This window comes from Nostoc sp., from assembly GCF_036917755.1.
In the GTDB taxonomy this organism is placed as follows: domain Bacteria; phylum Cyanobacteriota; class Cyanobacteriia; order Cyanobacteriales; family Nostocaceae; genus Nostoc.
Map to the genome: position 1 here is coordinate 71,511 of NZ_JBALFC010000141.1, position 12,487 is coordinate 83,997.

Consider the following 12,487-nt stretch of genomic DNA (forward strand, 5'->3'; position numbering starts at 1 on the left):
GATGGCATGGGGAATAGTACTGACTTCTGGTTCAAACTAGATCAACTTGTAGCCGCTAGTAATCTCAAGATAGATCGTCCAAAAGGGACATCACATCCACGTTATCCATACTTCGTTTATCCACTGGACTATGGATACTTGGAAAACACTAGCTCTGGAGATGGAGATGATATTGATGTTTGGATAGGTAGCTTGTCTAGTCAAACAGTAACTGCCGTCATTTGTAGTGTTGATTTGGAAAAGCGAGATACAGAAATCAAGATACTTCTGGGTTGTACATCAGGGGAAAGTCGAACCATTTTCGATATCCACAATACAGGCTCTCAATCAGCAATGTTATTGGTTCGCAAGTAAATTAAATTTTTGAGGGGAACTTTGTATGAGCTTAGAACTAAAATTATCAGGTAAAACAGCGATCGTTACAGGAGGAAGTGCGGGAATTGGTTTAGCCACCGCCAAAGCCCTCTATAGTGAGGGTGTGAGTGTTGCGATCGCAGCCCGCAATCAAGAACGCTTAGATCAGGCAGTAGCTGACATCCAATCCCTACCCACTCCAGGCGCGAAAGTGATTGCCATCAGCGCCGATTTAACAAAAGCAGAGGATGTTGAAAAAGTTGTCTCCACAACATTGGCCCAGTTTAATCAGATTGATATCTTGATTAATAATGCAGGTTCAGCCCGTGCTGGGTCTTTCCTAGAATCCACTGATGATTTATTTTTGGATGCTTGGAACTTAAAATTATTGGGCTATATCCGCCTAGTTAGAGCCGTCGTCCCCCATCAAAAAAGTCGCGGTGATGGCCGGATTGTGAATATAGTCGGCGGTGCAGGACGCACACCTCGTCCTAACTTCCTAGCTGGTGGCACAAGCAATGCGGCTCTGCTCAACTTCACAAAGGGCATTTCTAAAGAGTTAGCCGAGTACAAGATTCGCATTAATGCCATATCGCCCGGTGCTACAGCTACTGGGCGTGCTGAACGTTTAGCCCAGCAGAACGCCCAAGCGCAAGGGATCACTGTTGAGCAAGTGAAGGCACAAAGCATTCAAAGTATTCCTTTAAAAAGAATCGCCCAGCCAGAAGAAATTGCCGCGCTGGCATTATTTTTGGTGTCTGATCTAGCTGCATCGATTACAGGAACAGAGATTATCGTTGATGGCGGATCTACCCCTGGTGTTTAGCAGACGCGATGAATCAGACGCGATTCATCGCGTCTCTACTTTTGTCAAAACATAAACTTCTTGGAGATAAAAACATGGGTTCTCAACACTTTGACATCAAACCAGTTGCAGGACGTATCGGTGCTGAAATCATTGGTGTTAATCTGAGTTCTAACCTCAGCGATGACATCATCAGCGATATTCGCAAAACTCTAGTCAAATACAAAGTGATCTTTTTCCGTGGTCAGCAACAGCTCGATGCTGATGGACAAGTCGCTTTCGCTCGTCGTTTTGGTGAAGTCACTACAGCCCACCCCACCGTACCAGCGCTTCCAGAAAACCCAGAAGTCTTAGACCTGAATTATGGTCGCACCACTTCCCGCGCCAATAGCTGGCATACCGATGTGACATTTGTAGACCGTCCTCCTCTCGGTTCTATCTTGCGAGCGCTTGACATTCCCCCAACCGGAGGCGATACAATCTGGGCAAACTCTGTGACTGCCTACCAAGATTTACCTACCCATCTGCGTAATCTCGCAGACCAACTTTGGGCAGTACACAGCAACAAATACGACTATGCAACTGGATTTGACCTACCTGAAGATGTCAAAGCTTACCGGGCTGTCTTCACCTCGACCGTATACGAGACTCTGCACCCAGTTGTACGCATCCATCCCGAATCCGGTGAACATGGGCTATTCATCGGCGGATTTGTGCGCCAGTTCCGTGGCTTATCAACAACTGAATCAGATGACATTCTCCGACTGTTGCAAGCATATGTAACACGTCCTGAGAACACAGTCCGGTGGCGTTGGCAAGTTGGTGACGTCGCCTTTTGGGATAACCGGGCGACTCAACATTATGCGATCGCAGATTACGGCGACCAGCCCCGCCACGTTCAACGAGTCACAATTGTCGGCGACCTCCCAGTGGGCATCGATGGTAAACAAAGTCAGGCTATCAAAGGAGACGCTTCTGAGTACAACCGACGTGAGGCCGTGACTGCGTAATAGGGACTCGCGTTAAAAATAAAATACCAGCTAGACAATCTCTATGAAGTAGAAGTTTCATGGGCAGAGGAGCGATGCATGGGTGATACACGCGCTACTGTTTTGGAAACAATAGCGGATACTTTAATCGAGCGTGCTGAGGCTCTGCCTTCTCGTGTTCTGCAAGTAGCGGTGACAGGCATTACTGCTAGTGGCAAATCCACATTGGCACAGGAGCTAGCGCAGATATTAACCAGACGGGGAAGAAGTTATGTTCACATTGCAGTGGATGATTTCCATAACCCACGTCACCTGCGCCATCGCCGAGGTCGTGAGTCGGCTGAAGGCTACTATTTTGATGCCTACAACTATCCGCTCCTCAAAAAGCTTGTGCTTGAACCACTGGGGTTTGGGGGTAATTTAATCTACCAGGCACATGGGTTCGACTTGGAAACAGATGCTCCTGTGGAAGAGGCACTTAATAAAGCCAATCCTGGAGATATTTTTCTTTTTGCTGCCAGTTTTCTGCTACGACCAGAGATTGTCTCTTACTTTGACTATCGTATCTATATAGATACAGATTTTGATGTCGCCGAGCAGCGTGGGGTAGACAGGGATGCAGCACGGCTTGGGTCTTGGGAAAACGCAGTTCGTCTATATCGTCAGCGATACCATGCCGCAGAACAAATCTACTTTGCGGAATCTAATCCTATGCAGTATGCCGATGCTTTATTGAAAAACAATAATTTGGCAGAACCGATTCTCTTCTTCAGAGCAAATCATCCTAATTCGTAATGGGCTTACGTCCCGCTTCTCTACGCTACCGTGTATACACAAGTCTTTTAGAGTTGCTACTAGGTAACGTAGGGTAGGTTGATTTTTACAAGCCGATGCAATAGCATTGTCAGCCGATGCAATGGCATTGTCAGTCGATGCAATAGCATTGTTAGTCGATGCAATAGCATTGTCAGTCGATGCAATAGCATTGTCAGCCGATGCAATGGCATTGTTAGCCGATGCAATAGCATTCTCAGCCGATGCAATGGCATTGCGGCATTGCGATCGCTCTCTGTACAGATGATCCTGTCCAAATCTGTACCACGATTGGGCGAGAGTATACAGTAGCCCATGCCCTCGGTTTTTCCGCAGCCGAATTGCTTGCTGTTATCCGTAATGCCATCAAAGTAGCGTTTACATCACCGGAGCGCCGAAACGATCTACTAACCAAGTTGAGCCAATGGAGTGATGCTGATTCAGCTTAGATCGAGACTCAAAGTAGATGCCACAAAAATATCTTTCAGACATTTCCTAATTTATTGACCAGATTTTTTCAAATGTTAAAACGATAGACATTTGAACCCAGTATCTAATGACGATCGCGCTTTTTATGAAACTCTTCTATACACCTAACTCGCCCTATGCACGCATTGCACGGATAGCAACACTAGAACTGAATCTCAGCAATCAGATCGAAACCCAAAAAGTCATTGCACGAGATCCGAACAGCGACCTACTGAATTACAACCCTACAGGTAAAGTACCAACCCTAGCGACTGATGATGGATTTATTTTGAGTGAAACACGTATAATATGCGCCTATCTGAATCACTTAAATCCTGAGATCAAACTTGTTGCTGACATTTCTAATGGCTTTTTACAGCAACTTGAAGGTATAACTGGCGGGTTCATAGATGGCATTGCTGTCTGGGTACGAGAGTTAAGGCGTCCCCTGAGTGAGCAGTCTTTTGGGGTGATCGAGTTTGAGCGATCGCGGGCGTTGAGAATTTTGGACTACTTCGAGAAGATATCAGATAAACTCGACCAAACTCCGAAACTTGCTCATATAACTCTCGCCTCTGCACTTGGACTAGAAATCCGTTTTCCTGATCTGCAATGGCGGCAGAAATATCCAAAACTTGCCCATTGGTACGATGAATTCTCTAAACGACCCTCCATGCAAGTAACAATACCAGAATCCTAATAACTAACACTTTCTTGTTGCAAACAAGAGAACGAAAAAAGCATAAGTACGCCCTCGCAAATAAAAACATGAGTACAAAAAAACAACTTAAACTCGGAGCATTCTTACCCGGTAGTGGTCATCACGTCGCAGCATGGCGACATCCCAACACCCCGGCTGATGGAGGTCTAAACTTCCAACATTACAAGCAGCTGGCACAAACGGCTGAACGGGGAAAATTTGATATGCTTTTTCTCGCAGATGGTTTAGCCGTCTGGGATAGAGGGCAAGGGGCTGAGGCTTTTAGCCGTTCGGGACAATTCAGTGTCCACTTTGAACCTTTAACCTTATTGTCGGCTCTGTCTGCGGTGACAGAAAAGATCGGATTGGTGGCGACATCATCAACGACCTATGATGAACCTTTTCATCTCGCTCGCAAGTTTGCGTCACTGGATTATTTAAGCGGTGGTCGGGCTGGATGGAATCTTGTAACCTCTGCTGCTGAAGCCGCAGCGCAGAATTTCAGCCAAGAAAACCACCTAGAACACTCGCTGCGCTATGAACGGGCGAGGGAATTTGTGGATGTTGTCACCAAACTTTGGGACAGTTGGGAAGACGATGCTTTCCTTCACAATAAAGAGTCAGGTATTTACTTTGATGCAGAAAAGTTGCATATTCCCCACCACAAGGGTAAATATTTCTCAGTGCGCGGGCCGCTGAATGTGGCGCGTCCACCGCAGGGGTATCCAGTAATCGTACAAGCTGGATCTTCTGAGGCTGGCCAGGATTTGGCTGCCCAAACAGCAGAGGCGATCTTCACCGCTCAACAAACACTGGCAGAAGCTCAAGCGTTCTATGCCAACGTCAAGGGGAGATTGGCTAAATACGGACGTTCCCCTGATCATCTCAAGATTATGCCAGGGGTATTTCCGGTAATTGGTAAGACTGAGCAGGAAGCTAAGGATAAATATGAACAACTTCAGGAGTTGATTCATCCCCTGGTAGGATTAGGGCTGCTCTCTGGGCTAGTGGGTGGCCATGATTTGTCTAAATATCCCCTAGATGGGCCATTGCCGGATCTGCCAGATACCAACGGTGGCAAAAGCCGCTTGCAGCTGATCACCGATCTGGCCCGCAGAGAGAATTTAACAATCCGGCAACTGTATTTGTGGATTGCAGGAGCGCGGGGACATCGAACGATTCTCGGAACACCAGAACACATTGCCGATCAGTTAGAAGATTGGTTCGTCAATGGTGGGGCTGATGGATTCAACATCATGCCGCCGTGGTTGCCTGGAGGTTTAGATGAATTCGTGGACTTGGTAATTCCCGAACTGCAACGCCGAGGAATATTTCGTACTGAGTATGAAGGCAGTACTTTACGCGAAAATCTTGGTTTGCCCCGTCCGGTGAACCAGTTCAACGCAAAGACTGCTCCTGAACCTGTGGGCGTCGGTTCCTTGGCATAGTTTTGATTGAACAACTAGCAGTGTTTTTGAAGGACGGCTTTGATTTCCTCAAACTTTATCTGGTTTGTTAATCCAGTGGTTTCAGTTATAAGTTGTTCCACATTCAACTTGCATAATTAGGGCGGGCAAGATGCCCACCCCACAAGAGTTATGTTTAATTCGGTTATGCAAATTAGATGTTTTTCAGCTTACAATCAAGTCGTCTCTAAGGAAACTTTTTATCGTGTTGGGCATCTTGACGGTTCTTCTATCCTCCTTTGTTTTGACGTTTCACAATGTTACTGTCCGAGTTTTGTTTTCAGAACATCTCGTACTAGGTTTATTTTTACTCGGTGGATACGTTAAACCGGATTTGCAGAATTCCTTCTTGCTGATGTTCATGCGAATGCTGCTAGTGGTTCCACTCATGGCATCTCTATCATTCAAGCTATATCCATCTGCTGGAAAAGAATTAAAAGACTTATTCAATCGTGAACGCAGGGATATTCTGATTCAAGCTCTTGGCTGTGGGGTACTGATGTTTGTGTATATTGCCTCACTCTACATTGATATTGGCTTGATTCCCACAGGTATTGCCTTGACACTCTTCTTCACCTATCCCGTATTTACAGCACTGTTGTCATGGAGGTTTTTTGGCGATCGCCCCACATTGTTCCGTTGGCTGGTGATGGGTATTATCCTAGTAGGAAGCGCTCTCACCATTCCTCAATCTTCTGCCACCTACAGCAGTCATACCATTGCGATCGGTATTTTCGCTAGTTTTGGCGCTGGGATCGTTTACGCCTTTTATTGCATCATTGCTCAAAAATGTTTAGAAAAATTCCATCCAGTTCCCTTTACCTGGATCAGTTTTACCTCCACTTTACTGCTTTCTGGTATTAGCTTACTGTTTTGGCCAGCTGCGATCGCCCAACTTGACTGGACACCCCTATGGATTGGCAGCATATTTTCGGGTCTTGTCAGCTTTATCGGACACACTCTAAACAATGTGGGGATTCGGATGGTTGGTGCATCTACCGCTTCTATAATCGGTTCTAGTAGTCCAGCATTGACGGCGCTAGTTGCATGGATAACCATTAGCGAAACTTTAAACGTGATTCAGAGCGTCGGGATTGGTGTTGTCACACTGGGGATCGCGTTACTTAGTGCCGAAGGCTTTGTTAAATCGTTCAAAATTAGGAGTTAAAATTGACTGTCTTAATTACGAATTAATAGTAAGATATGCCTTACTCGGCTGTCCTTTTTGATTTAGACGGGACTTTGACAGATCCTAAACTTGGGATCACTCGCTGCATTCAATATGCTCTATCTGAACTCGGTTACAAACCACCGGATGCTGATGAATTACATTGGTGTATTGGCCCACCACTAAAAGACAGCTTTTCACAGTTACTCAAGACCTTAGATAACACAGTAATTGAACAGGCTATTTCACTGTATCGTCGTCGCTTTGCCACCATTGGATTATTTGAAAACTCCCTTTATCCCCAGATTCCAGAAGTCCTAAAAGCCATTAGTTTTGCTGGTTATAAAACTTTTGTTGCGACTTCTAAACCATACATTTATGCTACGCAGATTATTGAATATTTTGGTTTATCATTGCTTTTTGATGGTGTTTATGGTAGTGAACTTGACGGAAGTAGAAGCATCAAAGGCGACTTAATTCACCATATTTTATTAACAGAAAAACTTTTACCCTCCACTGTAGTGATGGTAGGCGATCGCTCACATGACATCATTGGAGCCAAGCGCCATCAAATCGCCTCAATTGGTGTCACCTATGGCTATGGAACTGAGGAGGAATTAAAAGCTCATGGTGCTGACTTGATTGCTCATTCTCCAAGTGATATTCCCGGACTTATAATTGGTAATTCGTAATTCAAAATAATGCCGCCATCATTAACACTTTTCCATAGTTTACTTCTGTTTAGTACCGCTTTCATTGCAGGCGGTTTAAACGCTGTGGCGGGTGGTGGAAGCTTTATCACGTTTCCAACTCTCATCTTTACGGGTGTACCGCCGATCGCGGCTAATGCCACCAATAATACTGCAATTTGGGTGGCAGCTCTCGCCAGTGCTGGAGCATATCGTCAAGATTTAGGCATCGAGCGACGAGATTTTTTAGTTCTATGTGGTGTCAGTTTATTTGGTGGCATGATTGGCTCCATAGCTTTGTTGTATACATCGCCAGATGTATTTAAAAAGCTGATTCCCTATCTGCTGCTGCTAGCAACAGTTGTATTTACCTTTGGCGAACCTTTCAAAAAATGGTTGCAGCGTCAAAGTCAGAATACATCACCTGAGTCTGTACCACTATTTAATTTGGTACTGGCTCAACTAGCGATCGCAATCTATGGCGGTTTCTTCGGCGCAGGTTTAGGAATTTTAATGCTGGCAACTCTGACATTTTTAGGAATCAAAAGTATTCACAAAATGAATGCTTTTAAGACATTTTTAGGGAGTTGTATCAATGGTATTGCGATCGTTCCATTTATTTTTGCAGGTGTAATTGCTTGGCATCAAGCTATTTTGATGGCAGTAGGTGGCTCTCTTGGTGGTTACTTAAGCGCTCATTATGCTCGTAAACTTGAACCGCACTTAATTCGGAAATTTGTGATGATTGTTGCCTTCAGTATGACTGCCTACTTTTTTATTCACGGTTAAAAACTGGGAACTACTCAGGGGTGATATATGGAAGCATCAAAAAAATCACAAGTCATGCTTCGTGCTTTTGGTTCGAGAAATTTTCGCCTGTACTACATGGGTCAGGGAATTTCTTTGATTGGTACGTCAATGACTCAAGTGGCTACAAGTTGGCTGGTGTATCGCCTCACCGATTCCGCCTGGTTGTTAGGTCTGGTGGGTTTTGCCAGCCAAATTCCCACGCTTGTGTTGATTCCTCTGGGTGGAATCGTCGCCGATCGCTCCAACCGCCATCGCATCCTGACTGTCGCCCAAATTCTAGGGATGCTTCAGTCTTTGGCTCTGACATGGCTGGCTCTGAGCGGTACTATTAATGTCTGGCAGATTGCACTTCTTGGTGGGTTGCAAGGGATAATCAACGCCTTCGATATTCCGACCCGACAGGCATTTTTACCAGAAACGGTCAGCAAGGAAAATCTCGGCAATGCGATCGCCTTGTACTCCTCCCTTGTGAGCGTTTCGGTAATGCTTGGACCTGCGATCGCGGGCCTATTAATTGCGGCCATTGGTTCGGGCGCTTGTTTTCTGATTGATACTATCAGTTATATCGCGGTAATTTTTGCCCTCTTGGCGATGCGGCTTGCCCCCAGAAAAGCCGTCATTTCCACGCGGAAACCTTTAGAAGAATTGAAAGCTAGTTTTAACTATGCCTTTGGGTTTTTGCCAATTCGATCAGTCTTGATTGGTTCAGCTTTAGTCTGCTGCGTGTGGGGATTTTATTTAGCTTTGGGGCCGATTTTTGCCAAAGATATTTTGCAGGGTGGCCCTAACACCTTCGGCTTCTTGATGACAGCTTCCAGTTTGGGAACCTTAGCAGGTGGTATCTATTTAACTAAGCATAGCAATGTCCTGGAATCGGGTAAAGTTCTAGCATTGGGTATATGTTTTATGGGAGTAAGCTTGATTGTCTTTGCTCTATCCCGTGTGTTCTGGCTTTCACTGCTCTCATTATTTGCAGCTGGTTTCGGCTTTATTTTGCAGATAATTGCCGGACGCACTTTACTTCAGTTGTTGGTGAGCGATGAAAATCGCGGACAAATTACCGGTCTTTACGTTATGGCATCTACAGGCGCAGTACCTATAGGCAACTTAATAGCTGGCGCACTAGCAAGTAAAATTGGTAGTAGCAATACTGTCATTTTTGGTGCAAGTATTTGTATTGCAGGCTCAATTTTCTTTATGCAGCAAATCTCCACCTTCCGTGATCTGGTTCGTCTGAATCTACATACTGAAGGATCTTAAAAGAAAAATAGCTCTGACTATTTGAAAGAGTGCATAATCAGCCATAACACCAAAAATTGGTAATAACAATGACTACCGTAAATGACCCTACTGTTGTAACTGAAGTAACTGAGTTGTACCTCAAGTATGAAGAAGCCCTTTGTAATAACAATTTAGAGGTGATGGATATCTTGTTTTGGGATGCGCCCGAAGTAGTGCGGTTCGGGATCACAGAAAACCTCTATGGCGGCGACGAAATTAGTAACTTTCGTCAGAATCGACCAAACCCGAAAATAGAGCGAGAAATCTCGAATCTCAAGGTTGTGACCTTTGGAAAAGATTCAGCAACAGTGACTTTAGAGTTTCGCCGCAATATTAATGGTGTAGAGCGTTTTGGGCGACAAAGCCAGACTTGGTACAGGTTTACCGAAGGATGGAAAGTGGTTTCAGCCCATGTTTCATTATTGCCAGTGTGAATTTCAATATGACTAGCATTACCGAAATTGCCCCAGATATCTATCGATGACAACCTATCCCATCACATCTAGTCCATCATTAGTGCAACAGGCTGAATTTCTGGCTGCACAACTTGAGTTTACCCAATCCTCGCTCCCGGAAGTTGGTCGCTTGTTGCACGTCCTCACCAGCCACATTACACAGGGTCAAATTGGCGAGATTGGTAGTGGATGCGGGGTTGGTGCAGCGTGGATTGTCAGCGCATTACATCCAGATAGTACATTAATTACGATAGAAAGCGATCGCCAGCTTGCCAAACTTGTGCAACAGCTATTTGCAGATAAATCTAATGTCCGCGCACTTCTAGGTGACTGGCGCGATTTACTCATCTATGCTCCCTTTGATTTGTTATTTGCCGATGGCGGAAAGGCAAAACTCACAGAACCTCAGACATTGATAACTGCTCTCAAGCCTGGAGGCTTAATTTTATTGGACGATCTCACACCCGAAGAATACTGGCCTCCAGAATGGCACGGGCGCACAGATCCAATAAGGGAATTTTGGCTCAAAGATCCTCGGATCGCTGCCATAGAAATCCGCGTCACAGCAAAAAATTCAGTGATTCTAGCAACACGCATTCAATGAATTGGATATGACAGTAGCTTTAAGAGAAAACGTACAAAGACTAATTCTAGTTAGACATTCGCTCCCAGAAAAAATAGTGGGCGTGCCTGCTAGAGAATGGCATTTGTCAGCAGAAGGACAGCAACGCTCTCACTTGTTAGCGCAGAAATTAGCAAATTATCAACCGGCAATCATAGCCGCTAGTACTGAACCAAAAGCTATAGAAACTGCCCAAATTATTGCCCAGCAATTTGATAAATCAGTTGAAGTTATGGAAGGATTACATGAACATAACCGTAGTGATCTTAGTTTTGTAGAAGAAAAAAAGTTTATTGAAACTTTAGCTGCTTTTTTCGCCAAGCCAGATGAATTAGTGATGGGACTAGAAACAGCAACACAAGCTTATCAACGCTTCCAGCAAGCTGTAGAAAATATTATCGCTAAAACCCCAAATGGTGATGTCATAATTGTGACGCACGGCACTGTCATGACGCTGTTTATTGCTGCTTTTACTGGCAAAGAAGCATTTCAGTTCTGGCAGCAAATTGAGCATCCGATGGGTATAGTACTACCTTTACCAGATTTAAAATCATTAGAAATAATTACTGTAAAAAGCAGATAAATAGAGATTTAAATATGGTAAATTCATTTGATTGGATTGTATTAAAATCTAGGCAGATAGTAAAAGATAGATGGATTTCAGTACGGTCTGATACTTGCCAAATGCCCAACGGAACAATAGTTGACCCCTATTATGTTCTTGAATATCCAACGTGGGTAAATATTGTAGCTTTAACCAAAAATCAGGAAGTTATTTTAGTAAAGCAATATCGCCACGGTCTGAAAAAAACAATTCTAGAATTGCCTAGCGGTGCTGTAGAGGCTGAAGATGTTTTACCAGTGGAAGCTGCAAAACGCGAATTATTGGAAGAGACTGGTTACACTAGCAATAATTTTATTGAAACTGGTATATTATCACCAAACCCAGCTAATCATAGCAATTTAACCCATTGTTTTTTAGCAACAGATGTAGAACGTGTATCTGATTTAAAGTTAGATGTTACCGAACAAATTGATGTAGTTTTATTACCCCTGGAAAAGGTAATTGAAGGTATTGATAATGGTATATTGCTGCAAACATTACATATTAGTTCATTATTCTTTGCTCTAAAAAAACTTGGTAAAGTGCAATTTTATTAGTCATCTAGCTATAGTTGCCTTTTTCAATAACCATCATGAAAGGATAAAAGATAGATGACTGTAACAATTTCATTTGATCGCGCTATAAACACTGAAGTGCTTACTACATACCAGGCAAAGATAAACTAGACAATGGCTAAAGGAGGATTCACCAATGATATTGGAAACCCAACGCCTATTCTTGCGAGAAATGACGCTTTCTGACCTCGACGCGCTACTGCTTGTCCTCGGCGATGCAGAGTCGATGCGCTACTATCCAAAGCCCTTTGATCGCGAGATGGTGGAAAAGTGGATTGATTGGCATCGCCGCAATTACGCACAGCACGGACTCGGCTTGTGGGCGATGGTTCTCAAGGCAACGGGCGAGGTAATCGGCGACTGTGGATTGGTTTGGCAGGAGGTAGAGGGACACCAAGAACTCGAAATTGGTTATCATGTCCGCCGTGACCAACAAATGCAAGGTTACGCAACTGAAGCCGCATCTGCTTGCCAGAAGTATGCCTTGAACGTGCTGGATAGCGCTCGCGTCATTTCCCTGATTCGCCCTGAAAACATCCCCTCTCGGCGTGTAGCTGAGAAGAACGGCCTCAAAATCGTTCAGGAGACACTCTGGCGCGACATATCGCACTATATATATGCTGTGCAGCGCTCAGAAAATGAACTTCTTACAACAAGCAATTTCTCAGAAGCATAGAAGTCAAAATTC

At 44.4% G+C, this 12,487-nt stretch carries 17 protein-coding genes; all 17 read left to right on the forward strand.

From position 1 onward, the window contains the following. The first annotated feature begins 6 nt into the window (after positions 1-6). Positions 7-354 carry an inorganic diphosphatase gene (locus tag V7L05_RS29590; protein WP_335169514.1) on the forward strand — a complete coding sequence of 116 codons (348 nt, stop codon included), beginning with the start codon at positions 7-9 and terminating at the stop codon, positions 352-354. 25 nt (positions 355-379) lie between these two features. Beyond that, a complete protein-coding gene (locus V7L05_RS29595; protein ID WP_335169516.1) occupies positions 380-1,180 on the forward strand; it encodes an SDR family oxidoreductase in 801 nt (266 codons plus the stop codon). Positions 1,181-1,254: 74 nt separating this feature from the next. Then, a complete protein-coding gene (locus V7L05_RS29600; RefSeq protein WP_335169518.1) occupies positions 1,255-2,169 on the forward strand; it encodes a TauD/TfdA dioxygenase family protein in 915 nt (304 codons plus the stop codon). A 78-nt stretch (positions 2,170-2,247) separates the two neighbouring features. Then, on the forward strand, positions 2,248-2,943 hold the full coding sequence (locus V7L05_RS29605; RefSeq protein WP_335169520.1) for a hypothetical protein: 696 nt from the start codon (positions 2,248-2,250) through the stop codon (positions 2,941-2,943). A gap of 106 nt (positions 2,944-3,049) precedes the next feature. After that, positions 3,050-3,229, forward strand: a complete 180-nt coding sequence (locus V7L05_RS29610) for a hypothetical protein (RefSeq protein ID WP_335169521.1) — start codon at positions 3,050-3,052, stop codon at positions 3,227-3,229. Further along, positions 3,186-3,410 (forward strand): hypothetical protein, encoded by a 225-nt coding sequence (locus tag V7L05_RS29615; protein ID WP_335169523.1) that lies wholly within the window; start codon positions 3,186-3,188, stop codon positions 3,408-3,410. The genes V7L05_RS29610 and V7L05_RS29615 overlap by 44 nt, the downstream gene beginning before the upstream one ends. A gap of 125 nt (positions 3,411-3,535) precedes the next feature. Then, the gene (locus V7L05_RS29620; RefSeq protein WP_335169525.1) at positions 3,536-4,129 is read left to right on the forward strand and encodes a glutathione S-transferase family protein; all 594 of its coding nucleotides are present in this window, start codon (positions 3,536-3,538) and stop codon (positions 4,127-4,129) included. Between the two features lie 68 nt (positions 4,130-4,197). Further along, positions 4,198-5,577 (forward strand): LLM class flavin-dependent oxidoreductase, encoded by a 1,380-nt coding sequence (locus V7L05_RS29625; protein ID WP_335169527.1) that lies wholly within the window; start codon positions 4,198-4,200, stop codon positions 5,575-5,577. A gap of 130 nt (positions 5,578-5,707) precedes the next feature. After that, positions 5,708-6,763, forward strand: coding sequence for a DMT family transporter (locus V7L05_RS29630; RefSeq protein ID WP_335169529.1), 1,056 nt, complete (start codon positions 5,708-5,710; stop codon positions 6,761-6,763). Positions 6,764-6,798: 35 nt separating this feature from the next. Further along, the gene (locus V7L05_RS29635; protein WP_335169530.1) at positions 6,799-7,455 is read left to right on the forward strand and encodes an HAD family hydrolase; all 657 of its coding nucleotides are present in this window, start codon (positions 6,799-6,801) and stop codon (positions 7,453-7,455) included. A gap of 9 nt (positions 7,456-7,464) precedes the next feature. Continuing rightward, positions 7,465-8,241: a sulfite exporter TauE/SafE family protein gene (locus V7L05_RS29640; protein ID WP_335169533.1), complete on the forward strand. Its 777-nt coding sequence runs from the start codon at positions 7,465-7,467 to the stop codon at positions 8,239-8,241. Between the two features lie 27 nt (positions 8,242-8,268). Beyond that, positions 8,269-9,522 carry an MFS transporter gene (locus V7L05_RS29645; protein WP_335169535.1) on the forward strand — a complete coding sequence of 418 codons (1,254 nt, stop codon included), beginning with the start codon at positions 8,269-8,271 and terminating at the stop codon, positions 9,520-9,522. 68 nt (positions 9,523-9,590) lie between these two features. After that, entirely contained in the window at positions 9,591-9,977 is a 387-nt protein-coding gene (hpxZ, locus tag V7L05_RS29650) for an oxalurate catabolism protein HpxZ (protein ID WP_335169536.1), read from the forward strand. Between the two features lie 46 nt (positions 9,978-10,023). Further along, on the forward strand, positions 10,024-10,602 hold the full coding sequence (locus V7L05_RS29655; RefSeq protein ID WP_335169538.1) for an O-methyltransferase: 579 nt from the start codon (positions 10,024-10,026) through the stop codon (positions 10,600-10,602). Between the two features lie 7 nt (positions 10,603-10,609). Further along, positions 10,610-11,203 carry a histidine phosphatase family protein gene (locus V7L05_RS29660; RefSeq protein WP_335169539.1) on the forward strand — a complete coding sequence of 198 codons (594 nt, stop codon included), beginning with the start codon at positions 10,610-10,612 and terminating at the stop codon, positions 11,201-11,203. Positions 11,204-11,217: 14 nt separating this feature from the next. Beyond that, complete coding sequence (locus V7L05_RS29665; protein WP_335169541.1) at positions 11,218-11,781, forward strand: NUDIX hydrolase; 564 nt, start codon at positions 11,218-11,220, stop codon at positions 11,779-11,781. Positions 11,782-11,935: 154 nt separating this feature from the next. Further along, positions 11,936-12,475, forward strand: coding sequence for a GNAT family N-acetyltransferase (locus tag V7L05_RS29670; RefSeq protein ID WP_335169542.1), 540 nt, complete (start codon positions 11,936-11,938; stop codon positions 12,473-12,475). Positions 12,476-12,487: the final 12 nt, after the last annotated feature.